The 19413-nt window shown below is 39.2% G+C and carries 16 protein-coding genes; all 16 read left to right on the forward strand.

Annotated features, from left to right (window positions below; translation table 11 throughout):
* Positions 1 to 53: 53 nt before the first annotated feature.
* The 16 genes from H6G79_RS14640 (at position 54) to H6G79_RS14715 (ending at position 19368) form a co-directional block, all read left to right on the forward strand.
* A complete protein-coding gene (locus H6G79_RS14640; protein ID WP_190589590.1) occupies positions 54 to 1355 on the forward strand; it encodes a DUF1887 family protein in 1302 nt (433 codons plus the stop codon).
* Positions 1352 to 2992: a Cas10/Cmr2 second palm domain-containing protein gene (locus tag H6G79_RS14645; protein WP_190589589.1), complete on the forward strand. Its 1641-nt coding sequence runs from the start codon at positions 1352 to 1354 to the stop codon at positions 2990 to 2992. Before H6G79_RS14640 ends, H6G79_RS14645 begins: the two co-directional genes overlap by 4 nt.
* Positions 2993 to 3658 carry an RAMP superfamily CRISPR-associated protein gene (locus H6G79_RS14650; protein ID WP_190589588.1) on the forward strand — a complete coding sequence of 222 codons (666 nt, stop codon included), beginning with the start codon at positions 2993 to 2995 and terminating at the stop codon, positions 3656 to 3658.
* The gene (locus H6G79_RS14655; RefSeq protein ID WP_190589587.1) at positions 3658 to 5277 is read left to right on the forward strand and encodes an RAMP superfamily CRISPR-associated protein; all 1620 of its coding nucleotides are present in this window, start codon (positions 3658 to 3660) and stop codon (positions 5275 to 5277) included. The genes H6G79_RS14650 and H6G79_RS14655 overlap by 1 nt, the downstream gene beginning before the upstream one ends.
* Positions 5274 to 6791 (forward strand): RAMP superfamily CRISPR-associated protein, encoded by a 1518-nt coding sequence (locus tag H6G79_RS14660; RefSeq protein WP_190589586.1) that lies wholly within the window; start codon positions 5274 to 5276, stop codon positions 6789 to 6791. Before H6G79_RS14655 ends, H6G79_RS14660 begins: the two co-directional genes overlap by 4 nt.
* Positions 6784 to 7398, forward strand: a complete 615-nt coding sequence (gene csx19 / locus H6G79_RS14665; protein ID WP_190589585.1) for a CRISPR-associated protein Csx19 — start codon at positions 6784 to 6786, stop codon at positions 7396 to 7398. Before H6G79_RS14660 ends, csx19 begins: the two co-directional genes overlap by 8 nt.
* Positions 7379 to 9319: a TIGR03986 family CRISPR-associated RAMP protein gene (locus H6G79_RS14670; RefSeq protein WP_199333947.1), complete on the forward strand. Its 1941-nt coding sequence runs from the start codon at positions 7379 to 7381 to the stop codon at positions 9317 to 9319. The genes csx19 and H6G79_RS14670 overlap by 20 nt, the downstream gene beginning before the upstream one ends.
* A 385-nt stretch (positions 9320 to 9704) precedes the next feature.
* Positions 9705 to 10943 carry an acyl-CoA dehydrogenase family protein gene (locus tag H6G79_RS14675; RefSeq protein WP_190589583.1) on the forward strand — a complete coding sequence of 413 codons (1239 nt, stop codon included), beginning with the start codon at positions 9705 to 9707 and terminating at the stop codon, positions 10941 to 10943.
* 265 nt (positions 10944 to 11208) lie between these two features.
* Positions 11209 to 12429 carry an LLM class flavin-dependent oxidoreductase gene (locus H6G79_RS14680; protein ID WP_242048358.1) on the forward strand — a complete coding sequence of 407 codons (1221 nt, stop codon included), beginning with the start codon at positions 11209 to 11211 and terminating at the stop codon, positions 12427 to 12429.
* Positions 12430 to 12514: 85 nt separating this feature from the next.
* Entirely contained in the window at positions 12515 to 13171 is a 657-nt protein-coding gene (locus tag H6G79_RS14685) for a methionine ABC transporter permease (protein WP_190589582.1), read from the forward strand.
* 192 nt (positions 13172 to 13363) lie between these two features.
* Positions 13364 to 14212, forward strand: a complete 849-nt coding sequence (locus H6G79_RS14690; protein ID WP_190589581.1) for a MetQ/NlpA family ABC transporter substrate-binding protein — start codon at positions 13364 to 13366, stop codon at positions 14210 to 14212.
* A gap of 196 nt (positions 14213 to 14408) precedes the next feature.
* The gene (locus H6G79_RS14695; protein WP_313933915.1) at positions 14409 to 15488 is read left to right on the forward strand and encodes an aliphatic sulfonate ABC transporter substrate-binding protein; all 1080 of its coding nucleotides are present in this window, start codon (positions 14409 to 14411) and stop codon (positions 15486 to 15488) included.
* Between the two features lie 76 nt (positions 15489 to 15564).
* Positions 15565 to 16650, forward strand: a complete 1086-nt coding sequence (locus H6G79_RS14700; protein ID WP_190589580.1) for an LLM class flavin-dependent oxidoreductase — start codon at positions 15565 to 15567, stop codon at positions 16648 to 16650.
* A gap of 13 nt (positions 16651 to 16663) precedes the next feature.
* The gene (locus tag H6G79_RS14705) at positions 16664 to 17308 is read left to right on the forward strand and encodes a hypothetical protein (protein WP_190589579.1); all 645 of its coding nucleotides are present in this window, start codon (positions 16664 to 16666) and stop codon (positions 17306 to 17308) included.
* 32 nt (positions 17309 to 17340) lie between these two features.
* Complete coding sequence (locus tag H6G79_RS14710; RefSeq protein ID WP_277877250.1) at positions 17341 to 18114, forward strand: class II aldolase/adducin family protein; 774 nt, start codon at positions 17341 to 17343, stop codon at positions 18112 to 18114.
* Positions 18115 to 18252: 138 nt separating this feature from the next.
* On the forward strand, positions 18253 to 19368 hold the full coding sequence (locus H6G79_RS14715) for an ABC transporter substrate-binding protein (protein ID WP_242048361.1): 1116 nt from the start codon (positions 18253 to 18255) through the stop codon (positions 19366 to 19368).
* Positions 19369 to 19413: the final 45 nt, after the last annotated feature.

Genomic DNA, 19413 nt, shown 5'->3' on the forward strand with positions numbered 1-19413 from the left:
TCCGATACTGTGTAATACTAGGGGGAGATTTTTACAACTGATACCTCACCCCTATGAATACATCTAAGTTTGAGCCGTATAAAGTTGAGCATCTATTTTTGCTGGTTGGTGAAAACCCCCTACCTAATTACGTAGCTGCTAAATTGTTGCTTCACCAGGGTGGAACTGCGTATTTGGTGCATACGACAGATACCTTCGATGAAGCCAAGCGGCTAAAAACGAGTTTTGATAACGAGCCTGAAAACAAGTTTAGTGTGAAATTTCTACCACTGAATCAGTATGAGTCAGATGCTTACTACATTCAAAAAGAAATTAACGCCAAGTTAAAGACCATCAACAACGGGAAAATAGGGCTAAATTATACAGGTGGTACAAAAGCCATGTCCGCACACTCTTACCGGACGTTGTTTTATGAGGAAATTCAAGATACGCAAAATACAACTCATAAAATCTACAGACGACGTAACGGTATTATTTTTAGCTATCTTGACGCTCGTAAGTTAGAAATATGTATAGATAAGGAAGATAACGAACGAGAGCGTTTAAAAGTTACACCAGATACGCTGGAATTAAAGCTGGAAACTCTTTTTCAATTACATGGATTAAGGTTACAAAAGCGTCCTACTAAAGAAACACAATTACTAGAACTAGCTGAAGAACTTGTCAAAGTGTTTGCAGATAAGGCGAAAGAAAAACAGTGGTTTGATTGGTATGAAAAGATATTTTGTGAACAAGCACGCAAGAAAAATAAGAACCGAGATTGGAAGTCTCCTACTGAATTATCTAAATTATTACTACCTTTAGACCAATTACCATTAGCAATAATAGAAGTATTTGGGGAAGTACAATTACTAACTAGTAAGAATCAACTTGCTTTAGCACAAGTCACAAACCTTAACATTTTTTCAAAAATTGAGAAATTTTGTGAATGGTTGGATGGGATATGGCTAGAGCATTATACATTACAACAAGTCAAAAATATTGCGAATAGTCAATCTCTAAAAGACTACGGATTCGATTTTGAAGGTATTCCTAATCAATCTAAAGATAAATTTCAATTTGATGTCGCTTTTACACGCGGTTATCAGCTTTTTGCAATTTCTTGCACAACTGCTAGAAAGAAAGATATATGTAAGGGTAAACTTTTTGAAGCATATTTAAGAGCCAGACAAATGGGAGGGGACGAAGCAAGAGTCGCGTTAATTTGCTGTTCTGATGAACCAGATACTCTCAAATCAGAAATTGCAAATACACTTTCCAGTAAAAAAATTGCTGTTTTTGGACGTGCAGATTTACTAGATTTATCTAGCAAGATTGTTAATTGGATTAGTGAAAATGACAAGGAAGCAAAATGACACAATTTACTGTTACTGTAATTGATACAACTGGCAAGCAAAATTATATCTTCAATACCAACCGGCTGCGTGAAAATATTGGAGCTTCATTTCTTTTATCCCAAGCGACAAAAGAATGGGTTGAAGACATCCTAGAAACTAACTTTGGAGTTCATAAAACTCGTCAAAAAGACCCGATTGATACTAGCGGACTTAATGCAGAAGTAATTTATGCAAATGGTGGTAATGCTCTGATAGTGTTTAAATCACGGGAAATTGCTATCAAATTTACTCGGATATTGAGTAAAAAGGTTTTAACCGAAGCATCAGGGGTAAATTTATTAGTTGCTCATGCTGATTTTGATTGGGATAAAGATAATTTATATGAAATAGTTGAAGACTTGAAAAAGAATGAGATAGAGCGTCAAAAATATGAGCGTATACATTCTGCACCATTATTAGGTTTAGGTGTTACAGCTAGTTGTAATTCAACTCAACTTCCTGCTGTTGATATAAGTGATAGAGATAAGGAAATCAATGATGATGACGATGAAGGAAAAGAAAGATATTTAATTTCTACTGAAGCAAAACAGAAATTAAAAGCTGTTAAAAAAGCCAATCAAAAACTTCAGGACATTTTCTCGGAAGTAGTTGACCAAAATATTTATCAATTTCCGTACCGAACTGATAATCTAGGTCGTTCTGAAGGCGAATCTAGCTATGTAGCCGTTGTCCATATTGATGGTAATGGGATGGGAGATAGATTTAAAAATTATGGTAAGGATAGAGAAAATCGAGATTACATTAATGCAATGCGAAGGTTCTCTGACAGTGTTGATGTAGCAGGTACTAATGCACTTAAAGCTGTGGCTGAAACTCTCATAAAAAAGATTGAATTAGGAAGAGTTATTGGTAAATTGGGAGAACTTGAATTAAAGAAACATAAGGAAGGTAATATATTCTATCTTCCTCTTCGTCCTTTAGTTTATGCAGGCGATGATATTACCTTGCTCTGTGAAGGTAGACTAGGTTTAGAATTGGCGGCGTTATTTTTACAAAAATTTGAAGAACAAGAAGTCAGTGACGGACAACCTTTAACAGCTTGCGCTGGTGTTTGTGTCGTTAAAACTCATTATCCTTTTTCACGAGCTTATAAGATGAGTGAAGATTTATGTAGTAAATCAGCAAAGAAATTTGTGAAATATGAGCGAGAAAAATATGACTCAGATTATTTCTCCGCAATTGATTGGCATTTTGCAGCTAGTGGTTTACTAGGTTCAATATCCGAGATTCGTCAGCGTGAATATCGAGTAAAAGATAAAAATTGGCAATTAGAAATGCGTCCATTACGGTTAGAGAATCAGGATGAATGGCGTACTTGGTCAGGTTTAGTTCAAGTTATTAAGGAGTTTAAACAGGGAGATGAATGGAAAGGGCGCAAAAATAAAACCATGACATTGAGAGAGGTGCTACGGAAAGGTTCTACTGATGCTGTAGCACAATTTCTACTAACTTATAAATTACCAAATTTACCATCGTTTACAGATTTATCGGGACAAAATGAAACAATAATCAAACAAGGTTGGGTAAATGATAGGTGTGGTTACTTTGATGCTATTGAAGCTATGGATTTTTATTTAGGAATAGAAGGTGATTAAATGATTATATATAAATTAAAAATCACACTTTTGAGTGATACAACTTTTGGTAGGGGTGATGGTGTCGCAGGTGTGATTGACCAAGAAGTAGAGCATGATGCTTATGGTTTTCCTTACTTACGCGGACGGACATTAAAAGGGTTATTAAGTGAAGAAGCAGATAATTTAATAGGTGTCCTACCAGAAGATATTTCTTCTTATTGGGAAAATATTGCTTGTACTCTATTCGGTATACCTGGTAGTTCTTTAGAATCAATAGGTATCATGCACGTTGGTGATGCTTGTTTACCAGAAGATTTACGCACAGCAGTAGCTTGGCAAATTAAGAATGAAGAATTAACGAGCAATGAAATCCTTGATTCTTTAACTACAATTCGCCGTCAAACTGCTATTAACTCTCAAATAGGTGTAGCTGAGGAAGGTAGTTTGCGCTCATTTCGGGTAGTTATACGTCAACTGGAATTTCAAGCAGATTTAATTTTTGAAACTCAACCCAGTGATGAAATATTATCTCTTTTATCTGCAAGTACATTAGCTTTAAGACGCATAGGAAGTGGACGTAACAGAGGAAGAGGTCATATCAAATGTACTTTACATTATATTTCTGGAAAAGATATTACCCATGATTATCTAAACTTATTTGGCAAAGTTGAGGAGAAAGTCTAGTGAAAGTAATTACTGTGTCATTACAAACTCAACAACCACTACTTGCAACTTCATTTGAGGGTGATCCAAATAGTGATGTTTCTTATTCCTATATTCCCGGTAGTATGATTCGGGGTGCTGTAATTGGACGGTACATGAAACAGCATGGTTTATCAGAATTAGATTTAGCTAAGGATGAAGTGAAGCGGTTGTTTTTTGATGGAAATAGTACCTGTTATTTAAATGCTTACTTGCACAGTAACGAAGGTAAACGCACTCTACCAATTCCTCGTTCTTGGTTTAAGGAAAAAAATGCAGAATTAACTGAGGAATCTACTGTAACGGTTTATGATTTTAGCTTTGAAAGAGGAGACGAACCAGAAAGTCCCAAACCTGTTGGAGAAGGTTTTTGGACTACGGAGCGTGGCAGTATAAATTATTATACGGAAACGCGACGGATTAATATTCATAATCGACGCGATCGCAAAAAAGGACGTTCGACTAAACTACAAGGAGAAGGAGAAATATTTCGTTACGAAGCCATAGATAGCGAACAGACTTTTCAAGCAGTAATTTTGTGTAGTAATGAAACTGATGCTCAATTCATCAGAGAGTTGCTAACTATATCACCAGATATTTGGCTTGGTGGTTCTCAAAGTGCAGGGTATGGACATACTAAAATCACTCATATCAGTAATATCATTGATGCTGCTGACTGGAACGAAGTCAATATTTCTGGAGATGATGATGATAGAAGCGAGAGAGATTTCTTGACGGTTACACTCTTGAGTAATTTGATATTACACGATGACTGGGGTCAATATGCAATAATTCCACCGTCTACAAAACACGAAATACCTGCACCACTGACACGAGAACTACAAAAAATTTTAGGCTTAGAACTTCAGCCAATCAAATGCTTTACTAATTCTACTATAGTTGGTGGATTCAATCGCAAATGGGGATTACCTCTACCGACTGTTCCTGCATTTACATCTGGTAGCATTTTCGTTTTTGAAATAGATAATTCTGATTTAACACTAGAAAAAATTAAAGCAATAGAACTTAGAGGTATTGGCGAAAAAAGAGTCGAAGGTTTTGGTAGAGTTGCTATTAACTGGTTTAAGGAAGAAGAATTTACCCTCAATCGACCAAATAAAAATACCAGCAATAATTTACCTGAGCTACAAACAGAGATATCACGTACATTAGCCGCACAAATGGCTGAGAGAATGTTGCACAAAAAGATAGAAGAAGCTTTACAAACATATCTAGGAATAAATTCAATCAAAGGTGATATTACTAACAGTCAACTTTCTCGACTAGAATTGTTAGCCAGAGAAGCTATTGCAACAGGTAATTGTGACTTGGTTTTATCACTTATAAATAATAGTAGTCCGTTTGAAAAATTAAAAATAGGCGAAAATAATCTGTCTTTTAAAGAGCAGCTTGAGAACTGGTTAAACAATCCAAATTCTTGGACTTGGATGAGTAATCAAGAAGAGAAAAAAGTAAAAATTGCTAACGTAGAACGAAGTATTAGTGACGAATTAGCCATAGAAAGTAAACTAGCAGAGAAATACACATTAAGGTTAATTATGGCACTAGTGAAGAAAGCAACAAAGGAGAAAATTAGATGAATTATCAACGTCTTAAAAGCCGCAATCAACGCTTGATTAGTGAACGTATAATTATCAAAGGAACTTTAATTTTAGATACACCCACTGGTTTAGGAAGTGGTGATCAGGATGGAAATGTCGATTTAGTAATTTTACGAGATACTATAGAAGATAAAGCATTGCTCATGGGTTCATCTATTACAGGAGCTTTAAGGAATTATTTAAGAGAAGTTGAAAATGGCTATGATGCAACAGAAACATCATTATTATTTGGTAGCGATCGCAGTGATAATGATGGTGAACAAAGTCCATTAATTGTCAATGATTCATTAAGTAGTGAATTAATCAAAACTGAGTTAAGAGACGGAGTGGAAATCAACAGTAGCACAGGAACAGCAGTAGATAAAAAGAAATATGATTTAGAACTATTAGAAGCTGGTACTAAATTTGAACTTTACTTTGAATTATTAGTAAGAGCAAAAGATAACCGCGAGCAATTAATTAGAGAATTATTCATTGTTTTGCAAGGATTAGAAAACAGTGAAATTTCCATAGGAATAAAAAAAAGACGCGGATTTGGTCGCTGTCATGTAATAAAATGGCAAGTATGGCAATTTGATTTACAAAAACTCGACCAGCTAAAAGAATGGTTGAATTTTGAACATTGGAAAACAGATTTACTTCCAACGTATAACATTTATCCAACAATAGTAGAAGCATTTCAAAAAGCAGGAATTAAGATAAAACCAAATTGGAAAGATAAAAGAAATCGTCTTACAATCCAAGCAATCTTTACCCTTGCAAGTCCCTTATTAATTCGTTCCTACCAAGCTGATACTAATAAAGCTCCCGATGACGTACATCTCAAATCCCGACGCAATGGTGAACTCAAACCAATTTTATCCGGTACTAGTTTAGCTGGTGTCTTGCGTCATCGAGCCGAACGAATTGTGAATACCCTAGCTGAAAATCATCAAATAGTAAATGAGCAGATAATTAATGAGCTATTTGGTTTTGTCGAAAAGAAAAAAGATAATTCTGATTCAGCTTCTCAAAACGACAATCAAAAAGCACAAGCTAGTCGGTTAGTAGTCGATGAAAGCATAATTAAAGAAACCAACGATTTAGTTCAAACGCGCATTGCGATTGATAGATTTACTGGTGGTGCATTACATGGTGCATTATTTCAAGAACAACCAATTTTCGCCAGTGATCAGACAGAAATAGAATTAAAAATCGAATTACGCAAACCAGAAAAATATGAAATTGGCTTACTGATTTTATTACTGAAAGATTTATGGACTGGTGATTTACCCGTAGGTAGTACAAGTAGCATCGGACGGGGAAGATTACAAGGTAAGGAAGCAACGATTAATTGGTATACAGATGTTCCCAAAAAATGGAAATTTAAACTTAAGGATAACAAATTGCAAGTCGAGGATTTGCTGAATAAAAAATCTTCTTTCAATAAAATCCAAGCTGAATTAAATAATTTAGTAACAGAACTTGTAAATCAGGTAAAACAGTATGAATAAACCAGATTGTCAAATCCTGGATGATATTCAAGCCATCTCTAATACTAGTGACTTACGTGCATGGATAAGAGCAAAAGTTCAGTCTTCAGAATCTAGCTTAAAATATCTCTTAGTTCATGCAGAAGATGGTGTCATCTGGGGATATTTTGATTTGGAAGGTAATTTAATTACAGCGACTGAACCTGAAGAATTATTTTCTCAATATAAATTCCCATTTTTTAGATATGAAACCTTACAACAAGGTCGAATTTTTGGTGATAGTCAAGAAATCATGTTTTGGAGAACTGAAGATGGTTTAAGAGCTATTAATATCAAAGATGATCAAGATACAGAATTTATTACCGAAAAACAAATTCTTTGGGGAACACAAGCAGAAGAAGTTAAAGATAAATTTACTTTAGTTTCAGATGGTTCTCAAGGTTTACGTCATGCTGTACCTTTACTAAACATTGAGTTTGATAGAACTAAAGAATTATATCGTCCTCTGTATCTTGTTGTTCGTAATTATATTGATGATGACGAAAAAACAGGTTTAGCTCGAATTTCTCTTAGTCGGCTTGTATCACTGAAATCAAGGAAGGTTATTGATGAAAAAGCACATTCGTAAAATTCAAACTCATCGGCAGGCGATCGCACCTTACAATTTTGTCGAGCTACCTGATAAAATAGTGACATCAGAATTAGAACCTAATGGCAAGCTACGCGATAATAACCGCTATTATTCAGATAGGCATACTGGCAGAATTGAATGCACATTAACAACTTCGTCACCACTCTACATTCGTTGTGGATTAACCCAAGAAGAATTTAAAGATGGTAAAGAAGCAAAAAATGTACCAGATTTTTATTACATTGACCCAATCACTAAAAAACCCGTACTTCCTGGTAGTAGCTTGCGAGGAATGCTACGGAATTTAATCGAAATTATTACTTTCAGCAAGATATCTCAAGTCTCAGACTTTCGGCGATTATTTTTTCGTGCTGTTGCCACCTTACCTAAAGATGATTCCCTAGCACAAGCATACCGACAATATATAGATTCCAGTAAGGTAAAAGCTGGTTATCTCAAACGTGATGGTGATACCTGGAAGATTACACCAGCTAAGGAAATTAAAGTCAACAATTCTTTAACATCATTCGCTTGGGTAAAAGAAGAAGATTTATCATCTGCTGATTTTCCTGAATTAAAGAGATTTGATGATTTAGATTATCTACCACAATATTTACCAATTAGTTATCAAAGAATTAAACCTAAGAGACGATATATAGCTGAAGATGTTACTATTCCCAAACGATACCCACTCAATCAAGGTACATTAGTCACTAGCGGAAACATGAAGGAAACTTCTGACACTGACAGTGAAAGCATACGCACATATCACTGCGTTGTATTTGCTCCTAATCCTAATCCTAATAAAACATACATAATTGATTCAGAAGCAAAAGATCATTATTTGAATGCTTTAACTGACTTTCAGAAAAAACCTCCTTTTGACGACAAATTAGGAATGTTGCAAGAAGGCCGTCCTGTATTTTATTGTCAACCACAACAAGGAAATATCGTGACATTATTTGGTTATAGTCCCTATTTCCGCATTCCCTACTCTCCCAATGGTGATGGTAAAGCGGCGACAGTTGTAGATTTTATTCCAGAACATTTACGAGATGATTCTGTAATTGATATTGCTGAGGCAATTTTCGGTTTTGTCAGACGTACTCAACAACCTGAAGGTAAAGAACAAAGTCGTGCAGGTAGAATTTCTGTGAGTGATGCAACTTGTGAAACTCCTTTAGATCAAGTATTTATGAATCAAGGTATAATCACTCCCAAGATTCTTGCTAGTCCTAAGCCTACTACATATCAGCATTATCTAGTGCAACCAGAAGAAACTAATGCTGACAAGTCAAAACTTAAACATTATGCAAGTCAACCTACAGAAGAAACTGTAATTCGTGGACATAAACTATATTGGCATAAAGGAAGTAATCCTGATATTCAACATCCTAAACCTGATAAAAATGAAGATACTCAAACTCAGATTAAACCAATTAACCCAGGTGTTACATTTAAATTTACTATCCGTTTTGAAAACTTAACTAACGTCGAACTTGGTGCATTAATCTGGATTCTTGATATTGCTCAAAATGATAATTACCGCCTTTCACTAGGAATGGGTAAACCTTTGGGTATGGGAGCAGTAAAAATAGCAAGTAGCTTATATTTAAGTAAAAGAAAAGCCCGATATAGCAAGTTATTTAACAATAACAATTGGGAAATAGCAGAAGACCTAGATGATAACCCAGATTATCAACGGGTGTTTGAAAATTATATTCTTCAAGAGCTTAGACAAACAGGAAAGTTTCAAGATATACCCAGGATTCAAATGCTTTTAAAAATGCTGAGTTGGCAAAGTCCCTCAGCATCAAAAACTCGCTATATGGAAATTGAACGAGAGCAAAATCCACTAGATGGCGAACCTAATGAATATAAAAATCGGCGCGTCTTACCAACTCCTTTAGATGTATAAATTCATGCGAGTTTGAATACTAAATATTACAGCTTCAGCTTTCTATAATTCTCTAAGGCTTTATAGAAAGTATTTTTTTATACTTGATTCATTAAGTCTACCTGTTTCACCACTGTAATCAATGAGATTGACAACCTATGAAAAATTTGGGAATATCAATCTACGGTAATTCGATAAATTTTTGGTAGTTTGCTGTTGATCTTAAAAGTTGGTCGTTGGAATAGCTTTGGAAGTGGAAGTATTCGTCAACTTTGGAAAGACGAAGCGGTATTGACGCGTGAACTAATAGAGATAGATTCGTAGAGCATTCGCAATGTCCCAAGAACAGCCTCACCACTTATTAAGACAAATTTTATACAAGATAGAAAATTCGGAGACAGAAATAATGATTAAAAGTCCAGAGAAAATTACGGATAGGACAATCCAATTTTCATCTCCTGTAACTGCCAATTCTCCTGAATTGCAAGCTTTGTTTGATTTTATTGCTCTGGGAGCAAGTGAACGCGATCGCGATCGCATCCTGCCGTTTGATGTGGTTGAATTAATCCGGCGTTCTCGGTTGGGTGCATTGCGAATCCCCGTTGCGGAAGGTGGCGGTGGTAGCACGGCGCGGGAATTATTCGAGGTGGTGATTAAGTTAGGCGATGCTGACCCGAACGTGGCTCACATTGTGCGGAATCATTTTTCTGTCACAGAGCGAATTTTGCGCTCAGAACGCACCGAAAGAAATCGTCGCTGGCTAAAGGAAGTAGTTGATGGGGCAATTATTGGCCTCGCTTCCACCGAATTAGAAGTTAAACGGGCTGGCGGTGGTCAAGTCGTGAATACAAAATTAACACCCGATGGCGACGGCTATCGTCTGAATGGCACGAAATATTACAGCACTGGCAGCCTTTATGCAGACTTGATTTTTGTGCGGGTACTAGTACCAGATGGCACTACGGCGTTTATTCTCATCCCGACAAACCGTGATGGGATTGAGCTTGTAGATGATTGGGATGGCTTTGGTCAAAGGCTTACAGGCACAGGAACCACTAACTTCACGAATGTCCGTGTCGAGAAAAGTGAAGTGTTTTTTGAGACAGACACAGACAAAGACAATTTGCCATACAATATCATCCCCCAATTATTTTTGACGGCAATCAACGCTGGCATTATTCGTAGCGTGCTGCGTGATGCCACAAACCTCGTTCATAAACGTCCTCGGACTTTTTACCATGCCGTATCCGAGCAAGCAGCAGACGACCCCATCTTACAGCAAACCGTCGGACAAATTGCGGCTAATGCCTTTGCAGCAGAAGCGATCGTTTTAGCCGCCGCCGATGGACTCGATCGCCTGCCTGCGGCTAAAGCCCAAGGTGAAGAAACAGAAACGGCTGTAGCGTTAGAAACTTCTTTGAATGCAGCCAAAGCCAAATTAATTGTTGATGATTTAGCGTTACGTTCAGCTACCCTACTATTTGAAGTTGGCGGGGCTTCGACAACCAAAAAAAGCTCAAACTTTGACCGTCACTGGCGCAATGCCCGTACTTTATCCTCACATAATCCCAATCACTTTAAGGCTCGTGCGATTGGAGACTATGAGATAAACGGTACGCCATTACCGCAGAGAGGATTCTTTTAGGGGTGTAGGGGTTTAAGGGTGTAGGGCTACGGTGTACATACAAATATTCGTGTAGTGCATCTGTCCCGCCTCGGAATGAATTCCGAGTCTCATAGCGCAAGTCATCTGAAGATGACTCAACTAAAAATGTCTTCTAGTCCACTTGAGTGGACTTTGGCTATGAGCCTGGAACTTTAGTTCTAGGCGGGATGTGGTTGAACTTCGATAACTTATGTGTACGTCCTAGCCTACAAAGAAAGAAATTTTAAAAGGATTTAACCATTCTATGAGCGTAATTGATACCACTGCTGTCAAAACAGAGAGAAAAGCGATGTCTGGCGACAAGCCGCTTTGCGTCTACGCCTCTCCCGCAGACTATCCCGACAGTCCATTATCTCAAGCTCTCAAACAGCCTGTACTACTGGGATTGTTCTTACCAATTCATCACGGTGGCTGGAGTTCATCATATTTACCTCGCACTACTGATTGGTCGTTTGACTACAATGCCAAGTTGACCCAAAAAGCTGAGGAATTGGGATTTGACCTCGTTTTTGGTTATTCCACATGGCAACCCAAGGGTGGACAGGGGCCGACTCGCACGGAAGCTGGTTTAGATGCTTTCATTGCAACAGCTTCTCTGGCGGGAATGACTTCGCGGATTCTCTTAATTTCTACCATTCACGTTCTTTATGGGCCTTGGCATCCCATTCATTTAGCTAAATTTGGGGCGACATTAGACCACATTTCCAAAGGTCGCTGGGGAATTAACGTTGTCACGGGACACCGGGCTTATGAGCATGAATTGTTCGGTTGGAGTCAAATCGAACACGATCGCCGCTATGAAATGGCTGATGAATTTGTCACTGTCTTAAAGAGACTTTGGTCAGAAACCGAGAACTTTTCTTACCAGAGTCAAAAAAGCTCTTGGCAATTCAAAGATGCTTACATTAGCCCTCGTCCGCTTTATGGTCGTCCTGTTTTAGTTAACGCCACTGGTTCAGATGCGGGTATTGAGTTTGCAGGTCGTCATTCTGATATTGTGTTTATCACCAGTCCGGCTGGCGGAGATATAGAGAGTGCTTTGTCATCCTTACCCGCCCATACAGCACGAGTGAAACAATCTGCGATCGCTCAAGGTAGACAAGTCCGCACGCTGCTAAATCCGTTGATTGTCCTGGGTGAAACGGAAAAAGAGGCAGAAGAATATGCCCAAGCCATTGTTGACCAGGCTGATCATGAATCAATTGCGGGACGTTCCCTTGTTAGCAGCGATGCACACGCTTGGAGAGGGCATAAAAAAGGAAATCTGCGTCATAGCGTTGGCAGTGCGATCGGTGGTAATGTGCAACTCATTGGTTCGCCAGAACAAATCACCGAACAACTTGTGCAACTCAATAAAGCTGGTGTTGATGGTTTTCAGATAGCTTTTTACGATTTCGAGCCGGATTTAGATTTATTTGGTAAGCGTGTTCTACCACTATTGAAACAGGCTGGACTTAGGTTTTAAACGCAGAGGAACACAGAGGTAAGCGCGGAGGAACGCAAAGTTTATTTGAGTCCATTCACTAAAAATTATGTTGAGAGGTGTATGAATGCAAGGGCAAGAATTACTCCAAAGTTTACTGCAAGCCACTAGTGAAACTTTTTATATGGTTGGGATATCTGCCCTAGTTGCAATCTTTTTAGGCTTGCCCTTGGGCTTATTGTTGGTAATGACTGGCCCTGGTAACTTATTAGACTTTCCCAAATTGCATAAAGTTTTAGGTGCGATCGTCAATACGGGACGGTCATTTCCGTTTATTATTCTGCTTGTCGTGTTAACACCACTCACCCGCTTAATTGTTGGTACTTCCATCGGTAGCACCGCCGCCTTAGTTCCCCTTACCCTCGCCGCCATTCCATTTTTTGGACGCATTGCAGAAACCAGCATTTTAGAAGTTGATAAGGGACTCATCGAAGCCGCCCAAGCAATGGGGTGTAATTATTGGCAAATCGTTCTTAAAGTCTTGATTCCCGAAGCTTTTCCTTCATTGATATTAGGGATGACAATTTTGATTGTGAGCTTACTTAACTCCTCCGCGATGGCTGGGGCTGTAGGCGGTGGGGGATTAGGTAATTTAGCCATTCAATACGGCTACCAACGCTTTGATGTAGGAGTAATGTTTTCTACCATTGTAGTTTTAATTGCATTAGTGCAAATTATTCAATTCTTAGGTGATTTAATTGCTCAACGTATGCGAAAACGCTAAACAAAAACCGTAAAACCATTTCTTTACAAAACTGCGCCAAACTCTCTCTTATTCTTTTCTTCTCTTCGTGTACTTTGCGCTCTACCCTGCGGGAAGCCGCTACCGCGTCTATGCGGTTCGTTTCTTATTAATCGCAACTTCACACAGAATTGGTATAAGAAATTTCCATCATCCTTCTTAATTAAAATTTTTATGAATACACGCAGATTTTTCTTAACAGCTTTAGGTTCTCTAACTGCTTCTTTAATATTTGCCAGTTGTAGCCAACCAGCAACCCAAGAATCTAATAATAGTACGCAGACAATTAGCCAAAAAGAGCAAAAAGAAATAATTAAAGTTGGCGTAACTGGTGTAGTTGCTCAGGATATCTTGAAATTTGTCAATAATAATCTAGCAGCAGCAGAAGGCTTAGAAATTCAAGTTGTTACCTTTAATGACTGGATACAACCCAACACAGCTTTGAGAGATAAGGTAATTGATGCCAATTTCTTTCAGCACAGACCATTTATGAATAATGCTGTGAAGGAATTGAAAATAAATTTAGTAGCATTAAATACAGTTTATTTAAACACACTTGGTCTTTTCTCAAAAAATCTCAAATCCGTCGGCGAAATTCCGCAAAATGCAACTGTCACAATTGCGAATGATGTCATCAATAACGACCGAGGATTGCGATTATTAGCAGCAAATGGTCTAATTAAGTTAAAAGAAAATGCTCCACAATTTGTTACCCGAAGAGATATTGCCGCTAATCCCAAAAACTTGCGAATCAAAGAAGTTGAAGGTGTACAAGTAGTCCGCGCCATTAATGACGTAGATTTTATTGTATCTTCGGCTCAAACTGTTGCGCTGGCAGGGATAGAACCTAATTCTATGGGTCAGGAAACAGCCAAAGATAAAAAATATGCGCTGGCATTCGTGACGTTGCAGGGTCGAGAAAATGAAGCCAAAATTCAAAAGTTAAATAAGCTACTCGTTGACCCTAAAGTCAAAGATTTTATCAATCAGGAATATAAGGGTAGGCTTGTACCAGTTTTTTAGCAAAAATGTCTCGCGCCAAGCTTTTATTCTCTAGTTCAGAGATAAAGAAATATTGATTTGGTTTGGGTAGTCTATCGAAAGATGGTATGCTGATTTTATTAAATACGGTAAATCGGTCGATTTAATGTATTTAAGTTGCTATCATCATCAATAATGGCTGCTTAAACTCCTAAAAATTGACATCAAGGAGTAAATTGTGGTGAATAATTACCAAGACCACCGCTTTGCGGATACAAAAAAATATTCTACTGGTAAGATATTAGCGATCGCAGTTTCTTTGATAGGATTGATCGCTTCTAGTTGCAGCCAACAAACAGCTACAAATGTCTCAGCTAAATCAGATACAACCTCAAATTCAAATACTGTTGCTACCAAAACAACAGAGAAAAACAATGTCATTCGCTTGGGCTACCAAAAAGGCGGCATTATTCCCCTAGCGCGTCAAAGAGGTGAGTTAGAGCGTCAGTTAACAGCACAAAATATTAAAGTTGAATGGAGTGGCCCATTTGACCGTTGTGCTACGCTGTTAAGTTCTCTCAATGGTAATCGAGCCGATATTGGCGGGTGTGGTGATATTCCTACCATCTCTGGAATTGCGGCGGGACAGCCTCTTTGTATTGGTTCTGTACAGCGTCCAAGTCCCGATTCGTTGGGCAGTGCGATCGTAGTTCGTGGTGATTCTCCTATTCGTAAACCTGCTGATTTAGTCGGTAAAAAAGTTGCAGTCAATCAAGGTGGTGCAGGCGAATATTTACTATTAAAAGTTTTGGAAAAAGAAAAGATTCCTAAAGAAAAAGTTCAGCGAGTTTATCTATCACCAAATGACGCTGCACCTGCGTTATATCAAGGCTCTGTTGATGGTTGGGCAGTTTGGGAACCTTATATTTCGATTGCGGAATTAGAACATAAAGCCAGAAGAATTACCACGACACACCCTGCACCGACCTACGGCATTATGGTTGTGCGCGGTGATGCAGCCAAAGAAAATCCTGTAGCAGTTAAAGCTGCTCTGACTGCTTTAAGTGAAGATGGTGATTGGCTAAATAAAAATACTAATGCTGCATCAGATTTTTTAGTTAAAGAATTAAAACTTTCGGATGCAGTAGCCAAACAAGTAACTCAAAATCGCGGCCCTGAATCTTACGTCTTTCCCAACAGTGAAGATGTTGCCAATCTCCAAAAAACGGCTGATTGGTTATTAGAACAAAAAATTATTCCCCAAAAAGTAGATATTGCTGCATCTGTATGTCCCTTGGGAACTACTGCTTCTAGGTGAGGTAGGGGGAGAAGAGAGACAAGGGAAGGGAGAAGAATTTGTGACTCATGATTAATAACTTGGAGTAAAGATATTTATGCCTGTTGAATTTATTGGCATGATTGGTACGCGAAATGCGTCAGAGTTACATAGTCCTACCGTATCAATTACGGGGGGAAGTATAGATTTAAACTATGTGCGTAACTTTGCCAAAGTTCATGAAGATGGCGGCTTTGACAGGGTGCTAGTTGGTTATAGTTCCACAGGGCCAGATGGTTTTAACGTTGTTAGTTATGTGGCTGCTGCAACAGAACGACTCAAGTTTTTACTGGCTCATAGACCGGGTTTTGTGTCTCCTTCTTTAGCCGCACGCAAATTAGCTACATTAGATCACTTTAGCAATGGTCGTGTTGCAGTACATATCATTACTGGTGGTAGTGATGCTGAACAACAGCGTGATGGTGACTGGCTTGACCATGATACTCGCTATCGTCGAACTGATGAATATCTTGATGTTGTGCGACGAGTATGGACAAGTCAAGAACCCTTCGATTATGAAGGCGAGTTTTACCAATTCAAAGGCGCATTTTCTGACGTTAAACCCTTACAGCAACCACATATTCCTATATATTTTGGTGGTGCTTCTGGTGCGGCTGTGGGTGTAGGTGCAAAGCACAGTAATGTTTATGCGTTTTGGGGAGAACCCATAGGCGCGATTAAACAACGCATTGCTGAAGTGAAAGCCGCAGCACCGCCAGGGAAAGATTTACGTTTCAGTATTTCCTTGCGTCCAATTTTGGGCGAAACCGAAGCAAAAGCCTGGGAAAAAGCCCATTATATTCTCTCGCGGATTAATGAAATCCGTGGTCAGGCTCCGGCAGTACCCGAAGCTGTGGGTTCATTGCGGTTGTTGGATTTTGCCAAAGAACGGGAAATCCACGATAAGCGTTTATGGACACCAATTGCAGCTGCGACTGGTGCGCGGGGTAATACTACAGCCTTGGTTGGAACTCCAGAACAAGTAGCAGAATCATTATTTGATTACTACAAAGCTGGGGTAACAACACTCTTGATTCGTGGTTTTGACCCTGTGGAAGATGCTCTAGCCTATGGTCGAGATGTAATTCCTTTGGTGCGTCAAGAAGTCCAACGACTAGAAAGACAAACAGCAACCGTAGCTTAAATCAGCTAAATCTATGCCTCAGACAACTGTTCTTGAACCTCTACAAGCAGACCAATGGTTTGTTGATAGCCCTGATTTGCGTGAGTTTGTAGCAACAGCTAAAGACATTATCTCTAGCACGACTCATAACCGCGCCGAAACTCTCAATACTCTAGAACCGTACTTTGCAGCACTGCTAAAAAAAGAGAACTGGCTACCAACAAATTTTGCCCAGCCAAATCCTGACAGTGGTTTAGGCGGGGGAATCGGACAATGGTTATTGTATCGTTCTCAGGATCGCTCCTTAACTATTTTTAGTTTGGTGATTCCTCCCGATGAAATTACACCTGTCCACGATCACTTATCTTGGGGACTAGTTGGACTGTATCAAGGTAAACAAGAAGAAACAGTATATCGTCGCGTAGATAACGGTGAATTAGAAGGATACGCCTATTTAGAAACGGTAGGAACTTATCAAGTGAAAACTGGGGATATTTATCATTTATTACCTCCAGATAACGATATTCACTCTGTCAAAGCTACTAACGTCTTCGCGCCATCAATCTCAATTCATGTTATGGGGAATGATACTGGTAGCATTTGGCGACATCATTATCATCCCCAACAAAATAGTGTGCGGTCTTTTCGCTCTGGATATTCCAATGTACTTTTCAAATAAAACAAGGAAAACCCACACATACCTGTTCAGCACTGGAAAAAATTATGCCAAATTTCACTAGACCCGAACCACCAGTATTTGAACGGGTGGAAGAAGAACGTCTTTATCGCAAACAACGCCTAGCAGCAGCTTTTCGTCTGTTTGGTCGTTTTGGCTTTAGCGAAGGGATAGCAGGCCACATTACCGCCCGTGACCCTGAATTTACCGACCATTTTTGGGTGAATCCCTTGGGTAAATACTTTGGTCATATCCGTGTTTCTGACTTGTTGTTAGTTGATAAAGAAGGGGAAGTGGTCAAAGGTAATGCGCCTGTAAATCGCGCCGCCTTTGCGATTCATTCCCAGGTGCATGAAGCGCGACCGGATATAGTTGCAGCCGCTCATGCTCATTCCCTACACGGCAAAGCTTGGTCAAGTTTGGGTCGTTTGCTTGACCCTTTAACTCAAGATGCTTGTGCTTTTTATCAAGACCATACGCTATTTGACGACTACAAAGGCGTAGTTTTAGATACTTCCGAAGGTAAAAGAATTGCTGAATCTTTGGGAGATAAAAAGGCTGTCATCCTGCGGAATCATGGCTTTTTAACTGTGGGTCAGACAGTAGACGAGGCGGCTTTTTGGTACATCTCTTTTGAGCGATCGGCTCAAGCCCAATTGTTGGCAGAAGCAGCTGGCAAACCACTGCCGATTGATCATGAAACTGCAAGTTTTACTCATGGTCAAGTGGGAACTCATACGGGCGGTTGGTTTAGTTTTCAGCCTCTCTATGACCGGATTGTGCGCGAAGAACCAGACTTGTTGGAATAGTCGGTGATGATTGCAGAGAAAAGGAGTGTAGGGAACAGGTAATAGGTGCGGGTGACAGGGTTAAAAGCTTTGTACTGTCTAAGTTTTATTATTTATCGATGCCCTAACCAACTTGCTTACTGCCATAACTAGAAAAAATTGCCTCCTACCTGGTTGGTGAGCGAAGTCGAACCACTGCCTTCTTTAATTGTCTTTTTATACCTAAAAATTAACGTGTCTACTAATTGGTTGCGGCAGAATTTTATTTTATCTCTGGGTTGTTTCCTGGCTTTAGCAACAACGGCTTGCTCAGAGGTTAAGTCTACCAGTCCAACAACGATCGCAGCAAATCCCACCCCCTCTGAAGTGGCAGCATCGGATACAACTCAATTACGTGTGGCTAAGTACAAAGGTGGTTGGGATTTGAGTTTAAAGTTAGCTGGACAAGATAATTTCCCCTACAAAACGCAGTTTACTGAATTTACTGGTGGCAATTTGATGGTACAAGCCATCAACGCTGGTGCAATTGACTTGGCTTCGGCTAGTGAAATTCCGCCGATTTTTGCGATTGAATCGAAAGCATCGGTCAAAATTATCGCTACTCTCAAAGGGCCGACTACTGGTCAAGTTGTGCTTGTACCCAAGAACTCAACGGCCAAAACCATTGCTGATCTCAAAGGTAAAAAAGTCGGTTACGTTAAAGCCACAACTGCCCACTACTTCTTAATTAAAATGTTGGAAAAAGTCGGGCTGACGATGAAGGATATCAATGCGATTCCGTTGTCGATACCCGATGGACTTTCGGCTTTTCGTAAAGGCGAACTAGATGCTTGGGCGACTTACGGTTACTCTATTCCCCAAGCCCAAAAAGAAGGGGCGCGGGTGTTGGAATCGGCACAAGATATTTTAAGCGGTAACTTTGTGATTATTGCTTCACCAAATGCGATCGCAGATCCACAAAAAAAAGGAGCGATCGCAGATTTCTTATGTCGCTTACAAAAATCCCAAAACTGGCGGGAATCTAACCTCAAGCAATGGTCAAAGACATATTCAACCGCCATTAATGTTGACGAAGGCATAGTTTATCAAGATGCCCAACAAGGTCAAAAACAACGCCGTCAAGAAATCCTACCTATTTCTGACGAAGCCATAGCTTCTCAACAAAAAGTTGCAGATACCTTTTTTAAAGCAGGTGTAATTCCTGCCAAGGTTGAAGTCAAACAACTGTGGGATAACAGTTTTAACGAAGATATTAATAAATGCAAATCAAACTAAGGGTGTAGGGGTGTAGGCGTATAGGGGTATAGGGGAAAAATTGCA

It is taken from the genome of Anabaena sp. FACHB-83 (assembly GCF_014697485.1).
Taxonomy (GTDB): Bacteria; Cyanobacteriota; Cyanobacteriia; order Cyanobacteriales; family Nostocaceae; genus Nostoc_B.